The sequence below is a fragment of the Cobetia sp. SIMBA_158 genome, assembly GCF_046566945.1.
In the GTDB taxonomy this organism is placed as follows: Bacteria; Pseudomonadota; Gammaproteobacteria; order Pseudomonadales; family Halomonadaceae; genus Cobetia; species Cobetia amphilecti.
In genome coordinates this window covers 1-22,498 of record NZ_JAWJYL010000003.1, presented here as the reverse complement: position 1 = coordinate 22,498, position 22,498 = coordinate 1, and the positions used below count along the sequence as shown (strand labels likewise).

Sequence of the window (22,498 nt, the reverse complement as noted above, 5' to 3'; positions counted from 1 at the left end):
CGCGGCGGCCGTGCGGCACCCTTCGATGCCGGCTTTCTGCTCGGGCTGCCTGAGCGCTTGCCATTGCCTTTCCCGGCCTTCGTCTTGTCATCAGGCTTCTCCGCACGCCCCACGTAACGCGCGATCCAGATGGTATGCTTGGCCCCCGAGGTGCCATGCGCGTAGACCTGACGTGCCTCGGCCTTGAACCCGGCCCGCGACAGGCGTTGTGAGAAGCGCGCATCGGCCGTGGCCGACCACACCGCCAGAATGCCTGCCGGTCGCAATGCCTTGGCACACACCGCCAGCCCCTCTGCACTGTAGAGCCAGTCGTTGTCATCCGCGGTCAGGCCTTCCGGGCCATTGTCCACATCCAGCATGATGGCATCGAAGCCGCCGGGCGCTTCACGCAGCACCTCGGCCACATCGCGATTCTCGACTGTCGTGCGCGGATCCCGAATCGGGTAGCCCGCCTTGGCCCCCAGCGGGCCGTCATTCCAGGCCACCACTCCCGGCACCAGCTCGGCGACGACCACCTCGGCATCGGCCTTGAAGTGCTTGAGTGCGGCGGCCAGCGTGAAGCCCATCCCCAGCCCGCCGATCAATACACGCTGCGGCGCCGAGGCCGTGCCGCGACTCTTGAGCAGACCGGCCGGAATCTCTGCCAGCGCATCTTCCGAGCCATGCATGCGGGTATTCATCAGCTGCCCGCCCTTGCCGCTCTCGATCTTGATGACGAAGTCCTCGCCATACTCGAACAGACACAACGAATCCGTCGTGCCGGGGATCGGCGCGGTATCGAGCAGCACAAAGCGTTTCATGGCACATCCATAGAAGGAAAAATGATCATCTGTCAGGTGGCTTCGTGGCCATCCTGACTATATTCAACATGACGGACATCTGTACGACATGGGGAAGCGTTAGTCTAACAGTCAGAACCCCGTGGCAGGTATCCGCCTGCGCGAAGGCATGAAGTTTCGCGAAAGCACGATAAAAATGAGAGCATGCGCGCATCAAGGCTGGAAGATATTCGCGAATTCTCTAATACTAGCTTTTGAAGAACGCAACACCGTCGTAAAGCAAAGACTCTCAGCACGAACACTCTCAGTACGAGCTGTCACCGCAAGACCAATGACCGCTGGGCCAAGGAAAGCGCAGCGGTCACGCCGGCAGATGGGCAAGCCCCACCGCCGTCGAGGCAGCGTGACACCTGAAGTAGCACCCAAGATTCCGACTCATCGGAACCCGAAAAGAGGATATTTCGATGCCGCATACCCACCCGGAGCGACTCGCGACGATCAGTGCCAGCCAGGTCGAGGAACACTTTCGCGATCTCCATCCCATCGTGGCGTTGGTCTCAGCCACTCGGCTGCTACAATTCCTCGAACGGGAAGGTCTGACACTGCATGCACACCGTGCCCTGTGCGCCAGCATCATTCGCAAGGCACTGCCCAGCCTCGAAACCGGCCCCGGGCATGATCCTGCCAATCTGCCGAGCCTGCACGGAATAGAACAGACCGAGGAAAGCGAGCCGCGTGTTCCGCTTGCGCAGGCCATAGCAGCGGGCGCCAGTACGCCAGCCACCATGCATGACAAGCATGAGGATATCGCCTCCTGACAACCGTCAGGCTTGCCGATGACGAGACATTCTGACGCCCAGCTCCGTTCACACGGGGCTGGGCGTTTTTATATCGCTAAACAAGAAAATCATGATCAAGGGGGTTTAATCCGCCACGATCGTCCACAGATCTGTGGGGAGACGTTCAGCGTCTGAACGCGCATCAGCGCATTCACGATCAACGAACCGGAGGTGACGGCATGACTCAGCAACAGCCCCCACAGCATCAGAACCATCAACCGGGCGATGAACATCGCATGGACCCCAAGCCCGAATACATCCGCGAGAGCTATCGCGGCAGCGGCAAGCTGCTGGGCAAGGTGGCAGTCATCACCGGTGGTGACAGCGGTATCGGTCGCGCCGCCGCCGTGCACTTCGCACGCGAGGGTGCCGATTGTCTGATCACGCACCTGGGCAGTGAAGAAGTCGATGCCCAGGAGACCATCCGCCTGATCGAAGCCGAAGGCAGACGCGGACGCCGCATCGCTGGGGATATCGGCGACCCGACCTTCTGCCGCAAGGTCGTCGAGGGCGCGATGGAGGAATTCGGACAGCTCAATATTCTGGTCAACAATGCCGCTGAGCAGTACGACTGGGATGACGTGACCGAGATCGATGACGAGCAGATCGAGCGCACCTTCAAGACCAATCTGTTCAGTCACTTCTACATGATCAAGGCCGCCGTGCCGCACCTCTCCAAAGGCGATTCCATCATCGCCACCTCGTCCGTCAACGCCTTCAAGGGCAATGACAGCCTGATCGATTACAGCGCCACCAAGGGCGCCATCCAGGGACTGGTACGTTCACTGTCCGGCACGTTGATGGACCGCGGCATTCGCGTCAATGCCGTCGCCCCCGGGCCGGTGTGGACCCCCTTGATCCCCGCCAGCTTCGAGGATGAGAAGGTCGCCAACTTCGGCCAGCAGGTACCGATGGAACGCCCCGGCCAGCCCAGCGAAATGGGCCCGGCCTACGTCTATCTGGCCAGCGAAGACTCAAGCTACATGACAGGCCAGACGATTCACCTAAATGGTGGCGTCGTGCTCAACACCTGATCGCAGACCTTCAGCACACACCTGAGCAAGCCGGTGTGATGCGACATGCTCGATACGAAACAGGCCGCCCCATCTTGGGCGGCCTGTTTCGCATAGAGGTCTGCTCATGGAAGACGCGCCGCGCCTCAGCGCTTGATCCGCGTTCACATCACCTCTGCTCTCCCTGCCAGTATCAGGGCCTGCTGTTTGTCCGTATCAGTCATTTCAGTCGGCTGAAAACCAGTGGCCTCTCTATTCTGGTAGCAACCACAGTCGTTGTCTGTGGACAGGACTGAGCGTTATCCGCTCTGCAGGAGACAAGCATGTCCAAGCTGATTCTTTCACTGGATGGCGGCGGCATACGCGGGGCGGCCACCGCGCAGTTTCTGATGCGTGTCGACGCGACACTCAGAAATGACCACCAGACCAGTCTGCGTGAGCGGGTCGATTTCTATGCGGGCACCAGTACCGGCAGCCTGATCGCGCTGGCGCTGGCCACCACCAACATGAGCCTCGAGGACATAAGCGGGCTCTACAGCGCGACCAGTGCCAGGCAGATCTTCGCCGACAACCGCGGCTGGTTCGAACTCGATGGCATCAATGCGCCCAAGTACGAGGCCAAGGGCAAGAGCACGATGCTCAAGAAGCACCTCGGTCAGGCCAAGCTCAGGGATGTCCCCGCTGGCAAGCAGGTACTTGTCGTCACCTACGGGATAGAGAGACGCCGCCCGCATGTCTTGAAGTCGAGCAAGCGCGAGCATCACAAGCTGCTGGCCTGGCAGGTCGCGGACGCCTCCAGCGCGGCGCCCACCTACTTCCCGACCCGTGACATGAAGCTCGGGCCGGACAACGAGCAGACCTGGCTGATCGATGGCGGCGTCATCGCCAACAACCCCACCATGTGCGCCATCGCCGAAGCCTGTCGCCTGTGGCCGCATGAGCCGCGTCGCGTGCTGTCGATCGGCACTGGAACTCGCACGCGCAAGATCAATGGCCCGGACTCCCAGCACTGGGGCGCAGTGCAGTGGGTACTGGAAGGCAGCCTCATCGACGTGCTCTCCGATGAGAAGGTGGTCGGCTATCAGGCCATCACCATCTCGCCGCCGGGCAGCTACATCCGCGTCAATGCCGAGATGCGCCCACAACCCGGCATGCTCAAGGCACCTGATGACGCGATGGACGACATCAGCACCACCAACATCAGGCATCTGAAGGCCATGGGCGATTTCTGGTTCGAGCAATACGGTGACGCCGTGGTGGCCCTGATCACCGACCGCTATCAAGGGCCGTCGCTTGATCGCATCGATCCCCTCACCGGCCGGCCGCAAGCCTATCAACCGCACTGACCAAACCTTTCACACATTGCACTCGGAGACGTCTGTCAGCGATTTTGCTACTCTGCGCTGCCGTGCTTCACGCTGACCCGAGTTTATTTAATGACACATGGCACACCGCAAGACACTCGCATTCGCCCCGCCACCTCAACATGGCGAATGCTGGTAACTCTCACTTTATCTCTGGCGATTCTCGTACCCACTACAGCGCAGTCAGACGATGATATGCGCTTTGACCAGCCGGAAGCCTTCGCCACCCTGAAGAAGGCGGTCAGCTATTTCGATGAAATGGATACCTTGCCGGAAGAGGCCTGGATCAGCCGCGATCAAGCGTCTGCGCGCAGCGATATGGACGAGATGATCGAGGAAGCCATGCAGGCCCTCGACGTGCCACAACTCTCGACACTGCGCAGCACCTATCGCCAGGTCGAGGACAAGATTCGCGAATCGCGCCGCGAGATTTCCGAGTTGAAGGAAAAGCGCATCCTCGCGCCGGACACTGATGTCTCGACGCTGACGCGCCTCACGCCCACCGATACCCTGCGCGAATTCACCGCCAGCACGCGCGGCGATTATGATCTGCTGATCGCCGCGCATGAGAAGAACATCGCCGCCTATCAAGGCGAGCTGACCACGCTGGAAGGCAAGCTGGCCGCGCGACTCGAGGAGATCGGCATCACCCTGACGCCGGACCAGGTCCAAGTGTGGCTGTCCTCGGTGGTCGGCGATGATGTGCTGACCATGAGTGTCGTCTTCGCCAGCATCAAGTCGGTGGCCCAGCAGCTCGCCGAGCTGACCCGCGACAGCGGCGAGAACCTCGACTACGCGCGGCGCTATTACGGCATGGTCGTCATGCTTCACCGCATGATCGTGACCATGCAGCAGGACTTCATCACGCGCGTGAATGACGAGGTATTGCCGCAACTGCAAGGCTTCGCCGACGAAGCCGAGGCCACCACGCGCGAAGCCCGTACGTTGATCAAGCAAGGCGGATCACGCGAGAGTCTGGAGAACAACATCCGCGCCAATGCGCTGACGCTCAAGACGATCAACCTGTATCGCTCGCTGGTGACCGAGCAGCGCGACCGCGTCACGACCTCTCTGACCAAGAGTCAGCGCGAGCTTGCAGTGGCGACCAATACCTATCGCACCGTCAAGCTCAGCGCCCACGTCGCCGACCTGATCCGCCAGGGCGTCAAGACCTTCGACACCCTCGCCGGCCTGCAGGTACCGGTCGCCACCAGCTTCGAGAACAGCGCCATGCGCGAGGAATTCCGCAAGCTGACCGAGCGCATGCAGCAGGCAAAATAACGCACGCAACCGGTGTCGATACCACGCCTTCGCCCTGCCAGCGAAGGCGTTTTCAGTTGTGGCGACGAATATCCCGCATGCTCAGAATGCTCTCCAACGTGCGTCTCAGGCGCGCCACCTCGCTGACCAGACTCTCACCCGCCAGCATGCCGACCCCCAGTACCAGCCCGCGTCGTGAATCCTCGCTGCTGCAGACCATGCTCAGTGGCCGCACGATCAGATGCTCCTTGACCATCAGCTGCGCGACGCGCTGGTCGTCGATCTCGGGGGCGAACTGCACGCACAGACTGATGCCGCGCGACGGCGGCGAGACGCTGATCACGCCCTTCACCTGACACAGCTGGTCATGCACCACCTGCTGTCGGCCGAGATAATCTCGCTGGATGCGCTGATACCAGGCGTCCAGATCACCATCGGCGATGAACTGCGCCAGCACCGCCTGATCCAGCATGCGCCCCTCACGGAACACCTCGCTGCGCAGGCGATTCATCGGCCCGGCCAGCGCGCGCGGCACCACCAGATAGCCCAGCCGCAGCCCGGGGAACATCAGCTTGGAGAACGATCCCACCAGCAGGCGATTGCCGGAATCGGGATCAAACAGCAGCTCACCGTGATCATCACCACTGAACTCGTAATCATCCTCGAGGATATAGGCGGGCTGACAGGCCTCGCACAGTCTCTGCTTGTCACGCCGCGAGGTGGGCACACTCAGCGGATAGTGATGCGAGCCGGTGAAGTAGGCGATCTGCACCGGTCCCTCGCCAAGCGAGGTGAGATCGTGTCCTGCCTCACTTGTCGTATCACTCGTCGTATCGCCCACCGGCCGCCAGGGAATCTGCCGGGTCTCGAGGCCTGCGGCCAGGAAGACATTGCGCGCGCCCCAATAGCAGGGTGACTCCATCACCACCCGCTGCCCAGCATCCGCCAGCGCCAGCGCGCACAGCTCGATGCCGTGGTGGGTGCCCTCGGTGATGATGATCTGCTGGGTATCACAATCGATATTGCGCCAACGACGCAGAAAATCGCGGATCTCACGCTTGAGCGGACCATAGCCGCCGCTGGAGTAGGACAGCAGCAGCGCGTTGTGCGGCACCGTCACGCTGGCATACAGCTGACGCCACTTACGCATCGGAAAGCGCGCGATGTCCGGGATACCCGGCACGAAGGCGCCACTCTGGATCAGACTCGCCCCTTGCCCGCCCAGCACCTTGCGGGCCCGCGCCGACAACGGCAGCGGTGCCGGTGCTGCCCCCGTCGCGCCCGGCCCTGACTCCGCCGCCCCTGACTCCCCCGATCCAGTACTTGCCCTGCGCGCATGCGGGCGACGCGTCCAGGTGCCCTGCCCCTGGCCGGTGTGCAGATAGCCCTCCTCGATCAGCGACTTGATCGCCAAGGCCAGCGTATTGCGCGCCACCCCCAGCGCCTCGCACAGCTTGCGATGCGGCGGCAGCCGCGCGCCCAGTGGCCATTGCTCACGAATCACCTCGAGCAACGCCTGCTCCAGCCGTACCTGCTTGCCCAGCGTCTCGGACTGGCGGCGATAACATTCGATCAGCGGCTCAAGCGCGGCCATTTCCATCCCGGTCTCCCGTTGTCGTAGTGCTGTCACGCAGCTTCCCGAGGTTGTCCACCCCCCGCCAGCTACTCGCCTGACAGGCGGCGCGCAGCGCCCATTCAGCCCTGATTATCCGCAGCCCCTGCCGATTGGTCCAGTCAAACGCAAAATTGGTCTATTCGCCATCGTGCATGGCGCTGGTAGCGTGTGTTTCATCAGTCAGGCGGGTAGCGCGACCAACCCCGCAGCCCCGTATTCGTGTCCAACGACCATCGCCAGCAGCAGGAGCTTCACATGTCCCGTTCCGCCCTCCCGATCAGCGACTTCCTGAAGCGCTACGTCAATTCGGAAACCAGCAGCGACGTCTTCGTCCCGGCGCTCATCGGTACCGAGCACCGCGAGACCGGCACCACCTTCAACGTGACCAATCCAGCCACCGGCGAGCAGCTGGCGCGTGTCGCCGAGGTCAGCGCCGATGACACCCGTGACGCCGTCGCCGCAGCCGAGATCGCCGGCAACGCCTGGAAGAAGGTGCCGGTGAAGGAGCGTTCCGCACTGCTGCGTCGCTGGTTCGATCTGGTGCTGGCGCACCGTGAAGACCTCGCCCAGCTGATGACGCTGGAACAGGGCAAGCCGATGGCGGAGTCGCGTGGCGAGGTGACCTACGGTGCCTCCTTCATCGAATTCTTCGCCGAAGAAGCCAAGCGCATGGCCGGTGAGACCCTGCCGTCCCACGGCGCCGACAAGCGCCTGATGGTGCTGCGCGAGCCGATCGGCGTGGTGGCCGCGATCACGCCGTGGAACTTCCCGCTGGCGATGATCACCCGCAAGTGCGCCCCGGCGATCGCCGCAGGTTGTGCGGTGGTCATCAAGCCGGCCGAAGCCACGCCGCTGACCGCACTGGCATTGGCGGACCTGGCGCTGGAAGCCGGCCTGCCCAAGGGCCTGATCAGTGTCGTCACCGCCATGAAGCCGATCGCCATCGGGGAAGTGCTGACCACCGACCCGCGCATCCGCAAGGTGTCCTTCACCGGCTCCACCCCGGTGGGCAAGACGTTGATGGCGCAGTGTGCCTCCACCGTCAAGAAGACCGCGATGGAGCTGGGCGGCAACGCACCGTTCATCGTCTTCGATGATGCCGACCTGGATGCGGCCGTCGATGGCGCCATCGCCTCCAAGTTCCGCAACGCCGGCCAGACCTGCGTGTGCACCAACCGCTTCCTGGTTCAGGACGGTGTCTACGACGCCTTCGTCGAGAAGCTCGCGGCACGTGTCGAGAGCATGCAGGTCGGTGATGGCCTGGTCGAAGGCAACACCATCGGCCCGCTGATCAACGATGCGGCGGTCAACAAGGTGCAGAGCCACGTCGATGATGCCGTCAACAAGGGCGCGCGCCTGGTCACTGGCGGCAAGAAGCACGCTCTCGGTCACAGCTTCTTCGAGCCGACCGTGCTGGCCGATGTCACTACCGACATGGTCGTCGCGGATGAGGAAACCTTCGGCCCGCTGGCGCCGGTGTTCCGCTTTGGCAAGGACGAGGAAGCCATCGCGATGGCCAACGACACCCCGTTCGGTCTGGCCGCCTATTTCTACGCCAACGATTACCGCCGCATCTGGCACACGCTGGAAGCGCTGGAATACGGCATGGTCGGCGTCAATGAAGGCCTGATCTCCACCGAACTCGCGCCCTTCGGTGGCATCAAGGAATCCGGTCTGGGTCGCGAAGGCTCACACCACGGTCTGGAAGAGTTCACCGAGCTCAAGTACGTCTGCATCGGCGGCCTCTGAGGCGCGGCAACTCTCGACAAGATTCCCGCACGCCACGGCGTGCGGGCCCCGAACAGTGACAGGCGTGCACAGCGCATGCCGATGAAATCCGTACGGAGAACAAGATGAATAACGCTCAACTCGAAACTCTCAAGAAGAAGTACGTTGCACGTGGTGCCGCCACCGCCACCCCGCAGTCAGCCGACACCGCACTGAACGCGGAAATCTGGGACGCGGATGGCACCCGCTGGATCGACTTCGCCGGCGGTATCGGCGTGCTCAACCTGGGCCACCGTCACCCGAAGATCGTCGCTGCCGTCAAGGCGCAGCTCGACAAGCTGATGCACACCGCCGCTGGCGTGATGTCCCACCCGCTGTACGTCGAACTGAGCCAGAAGCTGTGTGAACTGACGCCGGTGCGTGGCCCCAAGCGCAAGGCACTGCTGATGAACTCCGGCGCGGAAGCGGTCGAGAACGCCATCAAGATCGCGCGTGCCGCCACTGGCCGCAGCGGCGTCATCACCTTCGACGGCGCCTTCCACGGCCGCACCATGATGACCATGGCCCTCACCGGCAAGGTCGTACCGTACAAGGGTGATTTCGGCCCGATGCCGGGTGACGTCTACCGCGCGCCCTACCCGAACGAGAAGCACGGCATCAGCGAAGAGCAGTCCCTGAACGCCATCCGCACCCTGTTCAAGACCGACATCCCGGCCAGCCGTACCGCAGCCATCATTCTGGAGCCGGTGCAGGGCGAAGGCGGCTTCTATATCGCCTCGCCGAGCTTCCTGACCGCGCTGCGTGAACTGTGTGACGAGCACGGCATCCTGCTGATCGCCGATGAAGTCCAGTCCGGCTTCGCGCGTACCGGCAAGCTGTTCGCGATGGAGCACAGCGGTGTCGAAGCCGACATCATGACCATGGCCAAGAGCCTGGCCAACGGCATGCCGCTGTCTGCAGTGGTCGGTACCGCCGAGGTGATGGATGCCTCCGGCCCGGGCTCACTGGGCGGCACCTACGGCGGTAACGCCCTGTCCTGCGCCGCGGCGCTGGCCGTCATCGACGTCATCCGTGAAGAGAACATCCTCGAGCGCAGCACCCAGATGGGCGAGCTGCTGGCCGCGCGCTTCGCCAAGTGGGAAGAGCGCTTTGCGCATGTCGCTCACCCGCGCAACCAGGGCTCCATGGCCGCCTTCGAGCTGGTGGATGCCAATGGCCAGCCGGACGCCGCCGCGACCGCCGCCGTATGTGCCAAGGCCAAGGAGCTGGGGCTGATCCTGCTGTCCTGTGGCTTCTACTCCAACACCATCCGTATCCTGGTGCCGCTGACCGTCGAGCCGGAAGTGCTCGAGGAAGGTCTCGCCATCATCGAGCAGGCGCTGGAAAGCCTCGCCTGATCGCTTGCCTGGCGCAGAACGTATAGCGCAGGCATGCAGAAAAACAGCGGCCACCTTCGGGTGGCCGTTTTGCGTTTTCTGCAATCTGCCATCGCACAATATGACACGACAGATGGCAACGACATCATTGTGAAAAGGCTGGCGATATGCAGCACGACCATTCCATAAGGCATGAGATGAATTATCGCGCCAAGCCCTGCCACTGCGGGGTTCTTCAACCACCAATCGCGCACCTCACCGTTAGTTGCCCATCTAAATATATAGCCAATCGGCTTGATGATTCGTTGGGATAGACTTTATCGCTCATTTATCATATCCGGCCTGTTTCCCCTCCCACCTCCAGCCGGTTTCTGCCATGCCACATGTGTCCATCCATCCGCCCTGCCTGTACGAGCGCGGCCTGCACGAGCACGCTTTGATCACCAGTATGATCGACAGTCTGGTCACCAGCCTGAGCGACAGTCAGATCATCAGCTCCACGAGTGACACCCACCATGTCTGACAGCAACGCCACCGACTTCAAACGCAGCATGCAGCAGCGCCATCTGGTGATGTTGTCATTGGGCGGTGTCATCGGCACCGGCCTGTTTCTCAGCTCCGGCTATACCATCCAGCAGGCGGGGCCTGCGGGTGCAGTACTCGCCTATCTGATCGGCGGCCTGGTGGTCTATCTGGTGATGATGTGCCTCGGCGAACTGGCCGTGCATCACCCGGAACCCGGCGCCTTCAGCGCCCATGCCAGCCGCTATCTGGGCCCTGCCACCGGCTATACCGTGGCCTGGCTCTACTGGCTGACCTGGGCCGTGGCGCTGGGCTCGGAATTCACCGCCTCCGCCGTGTTCATGGGGCGCTGGTTCCCCGGCGTCGAACCGTGGATCTGGTGCGGCATCTTCTCGCTGATCGTGTTCGGCATGAACATCGTCTCGGCGCGCTTCTTCGCCGAATCCGAATTCTGGCTGTCACTGATCAAGGTCGCCGCGGTGATCGTCTTCATCGCGGTGGGCGCCGCCGCCATGTTCGGCTTCACGCCCCTGGCGGGTAATGTCGAGGCCCCGGGCGTCACGCGTATCCTGCAGGAAGGCGTGTTCGATCACGGCGTGATGCCGATTCTGATGACGCTGCTGGCCGTCAGCTTCGCCTTCTCCGGCACCGAGCTGATCGGCATCGCCGCCGGCGAAAGCGAGAACCCCGAGAGGAACGTGCCCCTGGCGATCCGCGCGACTCTGTGGCGCCTGATCATCTTCTTCATCGGCACCATCATCGTCATCGCCGCCCTGTTGCCGCAGGACAGCGCCGGCCTCAAGGAAAGCCCCTTCGTGGCGGTCTTCCAGCTCACCGGCATTCCCTACGCGGCGGATATCATGAACTTCGTGATCATCACCGCGCTGCTGTCAGCGGCCAATTCCGGCCTCTACGCCGCCTCGCGCATGCTGTGGACCCTGGCGGACCAGAAGACGCTGCCGCGCGTGTTCAGTCGCGTCAATAAGCGCGGCATTCCGGTGCCCGCACTGCTGATCACCATGCTCGGCGGCCTGCTGTCGCTGCTCTCCAGCGTGTATGCCGAGGACACCCTCTATCTGGCGCTGGTGTCGATTTCCGGGCTTGCCGTGGTACTGGTGTGGATGGCGATCGCCGCCAGTCAGTTCAGCTTCCGCCGCCAGTGGCTGAAGGCCGGCCATAGCGCCAGCGAGCTGACCTACCGCGCGCCGCTGTATCCCGTCGTGCCGATTGCCGCCTTCCTGTTCTGCGCGCTGGCCTGCATCGGTATCGCTTTCGATCCCAACCAGCGCATCGCGCTCTACTTCGGCGTGCCCTTCGTGGCGCTGTGCTATCTGGTGCACTATCTGACCCATCGCACGTCTGGTGACGCCGCGAATTCTGCAAACCCGACCCCGCAGGAGGCCCTCGATGCCCGCTGATGCCACCCGCAACCCGTTGAACGCCATCACCGCGCGCCAGCCCTTCATGATCGTTGACGGCGCCCTGGCCACCGAGCTTGAGCGCGCCGGGTTCGATCTCAACGACTCGCTGTGGTCGGCCAAGGTGCTCGCCGATGATCCGCAGGCGATCGTCGATGTCCACCGCGCCTACTTCGAGGCCGGTGCCGATGTCGCCACCACGGCCAGCTACCAGGCAACGCTCGAAGGCCTGATGGCACGCAGCCTGAGCGAGACCCAGGCCAGCGCGCTGATCCAGCGCTCCGTGACCCTGGCGGCGCAGGCCCGCAGCGACTATCTGGCAGCGCACCCAGAGCGCCTGGACTGCCCACCGCTGGTCGCGGCCTCCGTCGGCCCCTATGGCGCCTGGCTCGCCGATGGCAGCGAATACCGTGGTGGCTACGTGCTGGACCGCGCCGGCCTGCGCGACTTCCACCGTGCCCGCCTCGCCACGCTGCTCGATGCCAAGCCGGACGTGCTCGCCGTCGAGACACTCCCCTGCGCCGAGGAAGCACTGGCCGTGTGTGACCTGCTGCGCGATGACTTCCCGACGGCGCGTGCCTGGGTCGCCTTCAGCGCGCGCAACGCGACCGAATTGAGCGACGGCACGCCGATCCGTGATGCCGTGCGCGTCATCGCCGACTGCAAGCAGGTGGTCGCCATCGGCGTCAACTGCACCGCGCTTGAGCACATCGAATCGCTGGTGCGCGAGATTCGCGGCGAGACGGACAAGGACATCGTCATCTACCCGAACTCCGGCGAGGTCTATGACCCAGTCACCAAGACCTGGTCTGCCGCCTGCGCCGTCTCAGATGCCGATGGCCACGGCTCTGAGCATGGCTCTGAACATGGTTATGACCACGACCATGACCTCGCCGGCTGGACACCGCGCTGGCTGGCCGCCGGCGCCACGGCCATCGGGGGCTGCTGCCGCACCGGCCCGGACGACATCCGCGCCCTGTCGGATCTGCGCAAGGCACTGAGTTGATTGAGTTGCTGAGCCCGGTGCAGTAATTACACAGCACTGAACACGAACGCCCTGTCCGGTCATGACACATGATCGGACAGGGCGTTTTCGGTAGCGTCCCACGCCCCAAATCGCTAGGATGGCAGGACACTGATGAGCGATTGCTCAAAATCATTTCGACATGCTCTCACCGTGGCCTTTACGTTGTAGTAAAGAGCGCATGAGAGATCAGCAGGAGAATCCCATGGCACAGCTCGATATCCAGGTCGCCTACGACGTGGTCTGCCCCTGGTGCTGGATCGGCAAGCGCCATCTCGATGACGCCATCGCGCAACTCGACTTCAAGGATGAGGTGCGTGTGAACTACCTGCCCTTCCAGCTCAATCCGTGGGTGCCACGTGAAGGCATGCTGCGGGCCGACTACCGCGCGCAGAAGTTCGGCAGTGTCGAGCGCGGCGCGGAACTGGATGCCCAGGTGGCCCAGGCCGGCGCGCAGAGTGGCGTCACCTTCCGCCATGCCCTGATGGAGCGCACGCCCAACTCCACCGATGCCCAGCGCATCGTCTGGCGCCAGCAATCCAAGGGTCTGGCGGAGCGCCCGCTGCTGGAAGCCCTGTTCAGCGCCTACTTCCACGATGGCAAGGACGTGGGTGACCGCCAGGTGCTGGCCGAGATCGCAAGCCAGCACGATGACGATCTGAGCATCGAACAGGCGCTGGCCTTCCTTGATTCCGACGCGGGCGAGCAGGAAGTCGCCGCCCAGCAGGAGGCGCTGCGCAACGCCGGTATCCAGTCGGTGCCCAGCACCATTGTCGGCCAGTACTACGTGCCCGGCGCGCAGCCGGTGGAAGTGCTGGTGCAGATGCTCAATGAGGCGCGTGCCCAGCAGGCATGAGAGAAGAATGATACGTCAGGAAAACACGCCTGTTGCAGGTGTGTTCATGTGTCTTGTTCTGCCTTGCAAGGCGCCTGCCATTGTTGGCGGACGGTGTCGATATACAGGGAAAAGTCGTGAGACATGTCTGTATAGTCTGCATTCGAGAGCCATTGAATCTGCAGTCCATCCATGACTGCCATGATGGTTCTGGCAATGGATTCAACAGGGGCATTGGCATCGATAACTCCATCGCTCATGGCTTCCTTCAAGGCCTGACATATCGCATCAGAGAAGGACTGATGATGTTCCAGTAGCCACTGATTGGCAGGATGATCAATATCCACTGCCTCACCGGAAAGCGTGGTGAAAAGCTTCACGATACTCTTGTTTTCCTGGTTGTTTTCCACTAGGGAAACAAGATTTTCGATATAGTCCCATCCGCGTGCACGAGTGCCAGCCAGATCAATCTTTAGCCAGTCAAGAGAATCGCGACGCGTCATGACTGCGTTCAACAATGCATTCTTGTTGGGAAAATGATGTAACAGGCCTGTCTGACTCAAGCCAGCCCCTCTGGCGATCGTCGTCATGGCAGTACTTCTATATCCATCGCGTGAGAATATATCAGTTGCGACTTCCAGAATCCTTTCACGTCGAGCGTCGCTATCGGTATTGCGCGGTCGTCCGACGGTTCTGCGACCATTCACGGAAGAATTCATCTTGTAAACTCTTGTTATGAAAAGGAGGTAGCTGTGGCTACCTCCTTTTCAACTTACTTAGTTTCTCAAGTCAATGCAATCTTCAGCCGCTTGTCTCCCAGTCCACGTGCAATGATCAGTTCTCCTTGTGCCAGTATATTCCACTGACCAGTTGATGCATCCCAGGAATTGAATAAACGGGGATCACATTTTATGGAAACAGTCTCTTGATGGCCCGCTGACACATCCACGCCTTGATAACCCACCAGGCGTATTGGTTGATCATTATCTTCTGGTCTGAAGTAGACCTGCACCGTTTCCCGAGAATCCATGGCACCTGTATTCGATAGCGTTACCTTCAGGACACATTCACTGCCGGGAATATAAGAACATAACTTCACTTTTTCGTAGTTCCATACGCCATATCCCAATCCACTGCCAAACCAGTACAGGGGGGCTGGCGAAATTTCCTTGTCATAGCCACGATAACCTATACAGGATTTCTCCTCATATACCAGATTCAAGTTGTCATCGGGTTGCACTGACCACGCGGGAGATGCCCCATCCTCAATGGGGTAGCAAGTCACGAGCCTGCCCGTAGGTTCACTGCGGCCGACGATAACATCTGCTATCGCATGTCCACCCTCCTGGCCTGGCAAGCCGGCAATCAGGATGGCATCAACATCATCTGCCCATGGCATCAAGACAGGGGTGGCTGCATTGACGATGACAATGGTCTTCTTGGCAACATTGGCGACACGAGCGACCATTTCATTCTGTCGTCCTGGTAGCGAAAGTGTTTCCTTGTCGGTACCTTCTGTCTCCGCCTCATCCGTAAGCCCCACCATGACGATAGCAACATCTGTCGCTCTCGCACTCTCTTCGGCAGCGATCAGGGCCTCGTCATCAGTATGCCTTCTTGGAGTTGCCGCCAGTGCAAACAGTCCTTGAGACGTCATTTCAAACATGTGACTTTCATCAGGAATGGAGATGTTTAGTTTCTGTTCCAGTTCATGACGCCAATCGATGACATTGAGTTCCAGAGTTGCTTTGAGAATCTTTCCGCCAACCTGGGTATAAAGACGTGTGGTAGACGCAGGACATATGACAGATTCACCAGGGTCAAAACTCTTGTATGAGAGATTTTCAGAATAAGATTCATCATCAATCGTGATGCTCCATGAACCTGCACCGATACCTCCCACCTCCCAGTCAGAACATGTATTCGATAACCGGGCTTCAAAGATGATTCTATGCGGAAATTCTTTCACGCCATCTTCGCGTTCCAGCGTAATCGCAGCGCTGTCTTCTGACCAGGACCTCATCACCTCATCATTTTCGTCCAGAAAAACGACACGCATCCCCGGCTGCCCACTCTGAGGGTCAGAAATGTACTGTGTATCAGCAGGCAAGGGTCGCTCACGAACCTCCACCCCATCGACGATTGCAGGTTCAGTTTCAAGCTGCTGAGCTAGCGCATCAGCCAGAGATATCTGGTGAGGGGGATTGACCTTGGCAGACCCTCCTCCCATGCAAACCGTATCGATGGCATGTCGCCCTATCAAAGATATCTTCTTGTCGGCTTTCGACAGGGCATTGTTGAGCGGCAACACATCATTATTGTAAAGCAGCGTCATGCCACGAGACGCGATACGGCGCAATTGTTGTCTTCTTTGATCAGAATCAGGAGCGAGACATGAGTCAAGAGGGCCGATTCTGGTATCAGAGTCCAACTTGCCCGCTCGATCAGCCAGCAACAACAATCGACTGACATGCTCATCCACGGTGCTTTCAAGCACAGCCCCGCTTTCCACGGCGGATATCAGCCGTTGCTTCCAGGGACCACCAGGGCCTGGCATCACTAGATCCAATCCGCCATTGACGGAAGCAACAGTTGATTTGGTCGCATACCAATCACTCATTATCAATCCGTCCCACCGCCACTCACCTTTCACGATGGTATTCTTGATCTTGTCCTGAGACGATGCCGGCAAGCCATTGACATCGTTGTAACCAGACATGATTGACCAGGCATTGGCATCTTTTACCACCATTTCAAAGGGGAGAAGATACAACTCCCGAAGGGTGGATTCGTCAACGACCGAGTTCACGAAATTGCGCAGAGTTTCTGATTCATTGGCGACAAGATGTTTCAGACACGCGCCAGTCCCATTGTCCTGCATACCTTGCACATAGGCGGTGGCGGTCCTTCCTGTCAGGTAGGGATCTTCAGAATAGGCTTCAAAAAGTCTTCCGCCCAAAGGCGTTCGATGCAAATTGATGGTAGGCCCAAGCACCACATCGACCCCTTGACGCCACGCTTCCTCGGAGAGGATCTCGCCGACTTCTCTTGCAACATCATCATCCCACGCACTCGCGATCAAGGTAGCATTGGGCAACAGTGCGACCTTGTCGCCATTGAGAGCCTTCAGCCCGCGCACACCTGTCGGTCCATCTGAAAATACCAGCGGCTGCAAGCCTATTGAGGCATTGCCGTGCAGTGTGAATGCTGACTTGCCGCTCAATAGCTCGACTTTTTCCGCAAGTGACAGCTTTTTTATCTTGTCCGCATACTTGAGGGAAGTTTTATCAACCAGGACACTGGAATTCATATCATTTCACCTTTTTAATCGGAAGTATTGTAATAGCCCCCAATAAACCGGAGACACCAGCCACGATCAGCAGAAGATGATAATTCGGATCTCCTGAGGTCATATTCAATAGTATTGCGCCGGTCAGAGGAGCCAATGACTGAGGCAACACCCCTGCTATGTTGAATACACCCAAGTCTTTGCCACACCGATCTGGATTAGGCAGCACCTCCAATACAAGTGCCATATCGACACTGGTATAAATACCAAAGGCTGCACCTAACAAGGCTTCGGCAATATAAAACTGCGTTATGGAATCAAGATGGATCAATGAATACGTGCCTATCGAGAAGATAACGAGAGACGCAAAGACAAAGACTTTCCGCTTCCCCAATCTGTCTGATATCTTGCCTGCCAGATAGCCACAAATGACCAGGCAAATGGTATAAGCCAATACTCCATTGAACACTATATCCACGGCATTGCTTTCTGAACTGAAGTGTTCTATGACGTACGGCAATCGATAGGTCGTAAAAAGAAAGGTAGAGAAGATAACGAGGAAACGGGAAAGCCAGGCATAGCCAAAATCGGAGTGCTTGACAGGGTTGACCCAGAACGCTTTTAGCAAATTCTTGAGTTGAAATTCTGTCGCCGGTTCTTCACTGGGTGGATCTTTCAATATCAGGGCATACCCCAACATTCCAGCAACCCCGATGAAAGCCGGCACCATGAACAGCAAGAACATGTCTCCCGACAGCTTGCTGGCCAACCAGGTGGCGGCGAGCACACCGACATTCTGTGCAATGCCTATCACAGCAGACGCTTTACCATACTGTGTTCGTGGCAATTGATCGGATAGCGTTGCGATGAAAGGCCCAAATGCGGCATTCGCCCCCAACTGAGCACAAAACCATGCGATCAATAATACAGCTACGCTATCCGCCAGGCTTATCATATAAAGAGATAACGCCATGAAAAGCACACCGCCCACGATCCAAGGGCGTCTACGTCCATACCTTGACCGGGTACGATCTGAAAGATAACCAAACAATACATTGCCTATCAGTGCTGCTATAGCACCTACCCCGAGTACATTTCCGACGATATTGGTAATTGCCAGCGAATCGCCAGAGAGTGTTTCTGCCTTCAAGACCATTGACACCATGACAGGACCCAATAACGCAACGAACAGGCAGAATTGTGCAAATCCCAAAGCTGCTATGAATATTGCGCCCTTGGGTATTATGGCAGTGGCATCATCTTTGACTAGAGAACGACTCTGGTTACGACTGGGGACATAGATATTATTGTTGCTGTAAGCCATTTCCTTGCTCCTATGTGAGAAATCACAGCGGCACCAGGCTGGTAAAGCAACATTAGCAGCGAATAGTTAACAGTAACTATTAACAAAAAGTATTTACTCCTAACGTCTTTACGACTTAAGACATGACAGCGCGGGGAAACTATTGACAAACATCAAACCGAAGAATAAACGTGAAATGATCTATCTATATATTTAATAAAGATAATAAACTGATAACTCTGCACTCTTCAGGTTCTCAGCCTCTGAATGGTGCTCGACATCCACAACCTCTCACGGCTTTCATGACTCACTCTCGGGCAAGAGATCCTCTTGAAAAAATGCTGCGCGATTTTTCTACCTCCACGGCGCCAAGGATGTCGGGTAACAACAGGTACTGGCTGACATCATCAGCATCCCCCGCAACGCGAAACGACACGCCCTTCGCAAGGATGGCGTGTCGTTTTGCGTTCAGGCATAAAGGAAAAGCTTATAGAGGCAAGCCACGACAACAAGACGACTCACGACAAGGACTGCCGCATGCCGCGCCCCATCATTCTCGATTGTGATCCCGGCCACGACGATGCCATCTCGCTGATTCTGGCCCTTAGCTCAGATGCGCTCGATGTACTGGCCGTCACCACCAGCGCCGGCAATCAGACGCCCGACAAGACGCTCAACAATGCGCTGCGGGTGCTCACCCTGCTGGGCCGCCACGATGTCCCGGTGGCGGGCGGTGCGCCCAAGCCATTGGCGCGCGAGCTGATCATCGCCGACAACGTGCATGGCGAAAGTGGCCTGGATGGCCCTGAACTGCCGAACCCCGGCTTTGCCCCTGTCACACAGAGCGCCATCGAGCTGATGGCCGAGAAGGTCCGCGCCTGTGAGCAGAAGGTCACGCTGGTGCCCTCCGGCCCGCTGACCAACATCGCGCTGTTTCTCTCAGCCTATCCTGAGCTGCACTCGCGCATCGACAGCATCGTGCTGATGGGCGGCGCGGCCGGTGTCGGCAACTGGACGCCCGCCGCCGAGTTCAACATCTTCGTCGACCCCGAAGCCGCCGACATGGTGTTCAAGTCCGGCCTGCCCATCGTGATGTGCGGGCTGGACGTTACCCATCAGGCGCAGATCATGGATGAGGACATCGAGCGCATCCGCGCCATCGACAATCCCGTCGCCCAGTGTGTCGCCGAGTTGCTCGACTTCTTCATGATCTACCACCGTGACCCCAAGTGGGGCTTCAGCGGTGCGCCATTGCATGACCCCTGCACCATCGCCTGGCTGCTGAAGCCTGAGCTGTTCACCGCTGTCGATTGCTGGGTCGGGGTCGAGACACAGGGCGAGCACACCCAGGGCATGACGGTGGTGGACCGCTATCAGCTCACCGGCAAGCCGCACAACGCCAGAGTGCTGTTCGATATCGAGCGCCAGGGCTTCGTCGACCTGATCGTCCGGCAGCTGGCGCTGCATTTCCCTCGCTAGCCCCCTCGCTAGCCCCCTCGCTAGCCCGCTCACCAGCATCCAGAAGGCAGTCGCCCAGCCAGCGCCGTGCGAGGCGCTCTTTCCTGCTGAGAGCAGCGCTTCCCTGAAGAGAGCCGCCATGTCAGAGACCGATCGCCATGCCAGTGACACCGCGCAGCAGACACACGGCCATAAGCACGGCCATAAGCACAGCCTTAAACACAGCCATACGCACGATCATGACTACCTCATCGTGGGCTCGGGCTTTGGCGGCTCGGTGTGCGCGCATCGCCTGACCGAGAAAGGCTATCGCGTGGCGGTCATGGAACAGGGCAAGCGCTGGACACCGGACAACATGCCGCGCTCCAACTGGCGGCTGAGCCGCTGGTTGTGGCGGCCGATGCTAGGGCTGCGCGGCTTCTTCACCATGAGCTTTTTCCGCCATGTCATCGTGCTGCATGGCAACGCGGTGGGCGGCGGCTCCATCACCTATGCGCAGACGCTGCTGGTGCCGCCCGACAGGGTGTGGGACAACGGCCAGTGGGCGGGGCTCAATGACTGGCATGCGGTGATGCCGGCGCACTACGCCACGGCGAAGCAGATGCTCGGCGTGACGACCAATCGGATCATCGCGCCAGCGGATCACCACCTGAAACGCATGGCGGCGGTCGCCGGCTGCGAAGACACCTGGTACCCCACCGAGGTCGGCATCTTCTTCGGCCCCGAGGGAGAAAGCGCCACGTCAGCCGCCGGTAGCGCGCATGCAGACCCCTACTTCGCTGGCGAAGGCCCCGAAAGACACAGCTGCATCGGCTGCGGTGGCTGCATGATGGGCTGCCGGCACGGCGCCAAGAACAGTCTCGACAAGAACTATCTGTATCTGGCCGAGAAGCACGGTGCCCAGGTACACGCCGAGACCAAGGTGATCGATGTCGTGCCGCTCAATGGCAAGGCGGATGGGGCCGATGGCTATGCGGTGACGACGGTGCCCTCCACCTTCGCCGGGCTCTATCTCGGGCTGGGCAAGCGCCGCGTCACCTGCCAGTCCATCGTCTTCGCAGGCTCGTCGCTCGGCACCCAGGAGTTGCTGTTCCACCTCAGGGACAGGGGCTCATTGCCGAATATCTCGAACGCGCTGGGCAAGCGGGTGCGCACCAATGCGGAGTCGTTGATCAGCTGTCGCATGCCAGACAGTCACGATGACATGTCCAAGGGCATCGCCATCGGCTCCGGCATTCATATCGATGAGCACACCCATATCGAAGCCACGCGCTATCCGGCGGGCTCCGATTTCATGGGGCTGCTGTTCACCGCGATGGCCAGGGGCAAGCCCGGCTGGACACGGCCCTTCTCGTGGCTGGGAGCGATGGCGAAGGTGGTGGCGGCCAATCCGCGGCGGGCGCTGAAATTCCAGCTGCCGTGGGGCTTCGCGAAGGAGACGATCATCTTTCTGTGCATGCAGACGGCAGATGGCCACCTCAACATGAAGCTCAAACGCCTGTGGTACTGGCCGCTGCGCAAGGCGCTGGTCACCGAGGGCAAGCGCATCCCGACCTTCATCCCCGAGGCGAATGATTTCGTCACGCGTGGTGCAAAGGCCATCGGCGCCATCCCCGGCAGCAGCATCCCCGAAATACTCTTCAACATCCCCACCACAGCGCACTGCATGGGCGGCGCGGCCATGGCGGCCTCCCCCGAGGACGGCGTCTGCGATGGGCAAAACCGCGTCTTCCATTACCGCAACATGCTGATCTGTGACAGCTCGATGCTCGCCGCCAATCTGGGCGTCAATCCCAGCCTGACCATCACCGCCCTGGCGGAACATGCAATGAGCCATATCCCGCGCAAGGACTGACCTTCACAAGGCCCGGTGTGGAAAGTGCTGGTGCAGGAAGTACTGGTGCAAAAGGTGCTGGCGCAGGAAGTGCTGGTATAGAGAGAAAGCGACGGCTGGTATCATTGCCCACCAGCATCTCAGGCCAGGTGCCTACAACACGCGAGATCGATCAACACGGGAGCAACAGCAATGAAACGGGTGTCACTCTTCACCATGGCGAACTGCCCGCACTGCCAGACAGCCAAGCAGTATCTCGAGCAGCAGAAGATCGGCTTCCGCCTGGTGGATGTCCGATCCCCTGCGGGACAGAAGGAATTCGCCAAGACCGGCTTTCGCAGCGTGCCTGTCCTGAAGATTGGCGATCAATTCCTGAAGGGGTTCAGCGTGAAGGGCTTCAATCAGTTGTATAAGGGTTGAGTGAGTCATCATCTATAACGACAGCAACGCAAGATATACTTTGGCATCCCTGTGCATTCTTACCACATGATCATGACAACCATTATCGCAGAAATGGTTGTCATGCCTCTGTCATAAATCAATATGATATGCAACATTCTTCAATACTTAATTGCTAGCAGCAAGTTATAACTAAACCTAAATTCAGCTATCATAAAATCGAAAAAATGCTATTAATTACTTTCGATCATATCACGAAAAGTGCTAGTAAAACTCATCATTCCAAATGGGGACTCATATCTACTAATTCTTCTTACTTCTGGTAAAATCTCATCCCAAATTTCTATCATCTCCTTCCAATAGGTCTTGGCCGCAGATTCTGAGTGCAACACCTGAGTTTCCCTGTAAGGTATTGCGCTCATGTCATACTCAGAACTCAGCA

18 protein-coding genes and 1 pseudogene are annotated in these 22,498 nt (G+C 59.4%); 13 read left to right on the top strand and 6 right to left on the bottom strand.

Annotation, left to right across the window (positions count from 1 at the left end; all coding sequences use genetic code 11):
- Positions 1–119 precede the first annotated feature (119 nt).
- A pseudogene (locus tag R2R70_RS06095) lies at positions 120–800 on the bottom strand (spermidine synthase); the annotation flags it as partial.
- A gap of 443 nt (positions 801–1,243) precedes the next feature.
- Here R2R70_RS06095 and R2R70_RS06090 point away from each other — a divergent pair.
- The 4 genes from R2R70_RS06090 (at position 1,244) to R2R70_RS06075 (ending at position 5,276) form a co-directional block, all read left to right on the top strand.
- Positions 1,244–1,597, top strand: coding sequence for a hypothetical protein (locus tag R2R70_RS06090; RefSeq protein WP_410977588.1), 354 nt, complete (start codon positions 1,244–1,246; stop codon positions 1,595–1,597).
- Between the two features lie 200 nt (positions 1,598–1,797).
- Positions 1,798–2,652 carry an SDR family oxidoreductase gene (locus R2R70_RS06085; protein ID WP_107334708.1) on the top strand — a complete coding sequence of 285 codons (855 nt, stop codon included), beginning with the start codon at positions 1,798–1,800 and terminating at the stop codon, positions 2,650–2,652.
- 302 nt (positions 2,653–2,954) lie between these two features.
- Positions 2,955–3,977 (top strand): patatin-like phospholipase family protein, encoded by a 1,023-nt coding sequence (locus R2R70_RS06080; RefSeq protein ID WP_107334707.1) that lies wholly within the window; start codon positions 2,955–2,957, stop codon positions 3,975–3,977.
- 213 nt (positions 3,978–4,190) lie between these two features.
- Positions 4,191–5,276, top strand: coding sequence for a hypothetical protein (locus tag R2R70_RS06075; RefSeq protein WP_339927117.1), 1,086 nt, complete (start codon positions 4,191–4,193; stop codon positions 5,274–5,276).
- Between the two features lie 52 nt (positions 5,277–5,328).
- On the opposite strand, the gene R2R70_RS06070 is transcribed toward R2R70_RS06075, so the two are convergent.
- Entirely contained in the window at positions 5,329–6,885 is a 1,557-nt protein-coding gene (locus tag R2R70_RS06070; RefSeq protein WP_410977587.1) for a PLP-dependent aminotransferase family protein, read from the bottom strand.
- Positions 6,886–7,125: 240 nt separating this feature from the next.
- Between R2R70_RS06070 and R2R70_RS06065 the strand changes: the two genes are divergently transcribed.
- The 6 genes from R2R70_RS06065 (at position 7,126) to R2R70_RS06040 (ending at position 13,794) form a co-directional block, all read left to right on the top strand.
- Positions 7,126–8,619, top strand: coding sequence for an NAD-dependent succinate-semialdehyde dehydrogenase (locus tag R2R70_RS06065; protein ID WP_317292026.1), 1,494 nt, complete (start codon positions 7,126–7,128; stop codon positions 8,617–8,619).
- 104 nt (positions 8,620–8,723) lie between these two features.
- Positions 8,724–9,995: a 4-aminobutyrate--2-oxoglutarate transaminase gene (gabT, locus tag R2R70_RS06060; RefSeq protein WP_410977586.1), complete on the top strand. Its 1,272-nt coding sequence runs from the start codon at positions 8,724–8,726 to the stop codon at positions 9,993–9,995.
- Between the two features lie 355 nt (positions 9,996–10,350).
- Entirely contained in the window at positions 10,351–10,497 is a 147-nt protein-coding gene (locus tag R2R70_RS06055; protein WP_410977585.1) for a hypothetical protein, read from the top strand.
- Positions 10,490–11,914: an amino acid permease gene (locus R2R70_RS06050; RefSeq protein WP_410977584.1), complete on the top strand. Its 1,425-nt coding sequence runs from the start codon at positions 10,490–10,492 to the stop codon at positions 11,912–11,914. Before R2R70_RS06055 ends, R2R70_RS06050 begins: the two co-directional genes overlap by 8 nt.
- On the top strand, positions 11,904–12,920 hold the full coding sequence (gene mmuM / locus R2R70_RS06045) for a homocysteine S-methyltransferase (protein ID WP_410977583.1): 1,017 nt from the start codon (positions 11,904–11,906) through the stop codon (positions 12,918–12,920). Before R2R70_RS06050 ends, mmuM begins: the two co-directional genes overlap by 11 nt.
- 223 nt (positions 12,921–13,143) lie before the next feature.
- Positions 13,144–13,794, top strand: coding sequence for a DsbA family oxidoreductase (locus R2R70_RS06040; RefSeq protein ID WP_410977582.1), 651 nt, complete (start codon positions 13,144–13,146; stop codon positions 13,792–13,794).
- Between the two features lie 44 nt (positions 13,795–13,838).
- Here the strand turns inward: R2R70_RS06040 and R2R70_RS06035 are convergent, their stop codons facing one another.
- The 3 genes from R2R70_RS06035 to R2R70_RS06025 form a co-directional block, all read right to left on the bottom strand.
- Complete coding sequence (locus R2R70_RS06035; protein ID WP_303568092.1) at positions 13,839–14,492, bottom strand: TetR/AcrR family transcriptional regulator; 654 nt, start codon at positions 14,490–14,492, stop codon at positions 13,839–13,841.
- A 65-nt stretch (positions 14,493–14,557) separates the two neighbouring features.
- Entirely contained in the window at positions 14,558–17,083 is a 2,526-nt protein-coding gene (locus tag R2R70_RS06030; RefSeq protein WP_410977581.1) for a glycoside hydrolase family 3 C-terminal domain-containing protein, read from the bottom strand.
- Between the two features lies 1 nt (position 17,084).
- Complete coding sequence (locus R2R70_RS06025) at positions 17,085–18,386, bottom strand: MFS transporter (RefSeq protein ID WP_303568094.1); 1,302 nt, start codon at positions 18,384–18,386, stop codon at positions 17,085–17,087.
- A 516-nt stretch (positions 18,387–18,902) separates the two neighbouring features.
- On the opposite strand from R2R70_RS06025, the gene rihA reads away from it, so the two are divergent.
- From rihA to R2R70_RS06010, 3 genes are all read left to right on the top strand, one after another.
- Positions 18,903–19,844, top strand: coding sequence for a pyrimidine-specific ribonucleoside hydrolase RihA (gene rihA, locus R2R70_RS06020; protein WP_410977580.1), 942 nt, complete (start codon positions 18,903–18,905; stop codon positions 19,842–19,844).
- Positions 19,845–19,962: 118 nt separating this feature from the next.
- Entirely contained in the window at positions 19,963–21,678 is a 1,716-nt protein-coding gene (locus R2R70_RS06015; RefSeq protein ID WP_410977579.1) for a GMC oxidoreductase, read from the top strand.
- A 171-nt stretch (positions 21,679–21,849) separates the two neighbouring features.
- A complete protein-coding gene (locus tag R2R70_RS06010; protein WP_077376078.1) occupies positions 21,850–22,077 on the top strand; it encodes a glutaredoxin family protein in 228 nt (75 codons plus the stop codon).
- A 212-nt stretch (positions 22,078–22,289) separates the two neighbouring features.
- Here R2R70_RS06010 and R2R70_RS06005 read toward each other — a convergent pair.
- A partial coding sequence (locus R2R70_RS06005) for a hypothetical protein (protein ID WP_410977578.1) occupies positions 22,290–22,498 on the bottom strand: 209 nt, incomplete at its 5' end.

Excerpts from the sequence above, each read along its gene's own strand:
- R2R70_RS06010 (WP_077376078.1), top strand. The coding sequence starts at position 21,850 with ATGAAACGGGTGTCACTCTTCACCATGGCGAACTGCCCGCACTGCCAG.
- R2R70_RS06040 (WP_410977582.1), top strand. The coding sequence starts at position 13,144 with ATGGCACAGCTCGATATCCAGGTCGCCTACGACGTGGTCTGCCCCTGG.
- R2R70_RS06080 (WP_107334707.1), top strand. The coding sequence starts at position 2,955 with ATGTCCAAGCTGATTCTTTCACTGGATGGCGGCGGCATACGCGGGGCG.
- gabT (WP_410977586.1), top strand. The coding sequence starts at position 8,724 with ATGAATAACGCTCAACTCGAAACTCTCAAGAAGAAGTACGTTGCACGT.
- R2R70_RS06025 (WP_303568094.1), bottom strand. The coding sequence starts at position 18,386 with ATGGCTTACAGCAACAATAATATCTATGTCCCCAGTCGTAACCAGAGT.
- R2R70_RS06035 (WP_303568092.1), bottom strand. The coding sequence starts at position 14,492 with ATGAATTCTTCCGTGAATGGTCGCAGAACCGTCGGACGACCGCGCAAT.
- R2R70_RS06085 (WP_107334708.1), top strand. The coding sequence starts at position 1,798 with ATGACTCAGCAACAGCCCCCACAGCATCAGAACCATCAACCGGGCGAT.
- mmuM (WP_410977583.1), top strand. The coding sequence starts at position 11,904 with ATGCCCGCTGATGCCACCCGCAACCCGTTGAACGCCATCACCGCGCGC.
- R2R70_RS06050 (WP_410977584.1), top strand. The coding sequence starts at position 10,490 with ATGTCTGACAGCAACGCCACCGACTTCAAACGCAGCATGCAGCAGCGC.
- R2R70_RS06075 (WP_339927117.1), top strand. The coding sequence starts at position 4,191 with ATGCGCTTTGACCAGCCGGAAGCCTTCGCCACCCTGAAGAAGGCGGTC.
- R2R70_RS06065 (WP_317292026.1), top strand. The coding sequence starts at position 7,126 with ATGTCCCGTTCCGCCCTCCCGATCAGCGACTTCCTGAAGCGCTACGTC.
- R2R70_RS06090 (WP_410977588.1), top strand. The coding sequence starts at position 1,244 with ATGCCGCATACCCACCCGGAGCGACTCGCGACGATCAGTGCCAGCCAG.
- R2R70_RS06015 (WP_410977579.1), top strand. The coding sequence starts at position 19,963 with ATGTCAGAGACCGATCGCCATGCCAGTGACACCGCGCAGCAGACACAC.
- rihA (WP_410977580.1), top strand. The coding sequence starts at position 18,903 with ATGCCGCGCCCCATCATTCTCGATTGTGATCCCGGCCACGACGATGCC.
- R2R70_RS06030 (WP_410977581.1), bottom strand. The coding sequence starts at position 17,083 with ATGAATTCCAGTGTCCTGGTTGATAAAACTTCCCTCAAGTATGCGGAC.
- R2R70_RS06055 (WP_410977585.1), top strand. The coding sequence starts at position 10,351 with ATGCCACATGTGTCCATCCATCCGCCCTGCCTGTACGAGCGCGGCCTG.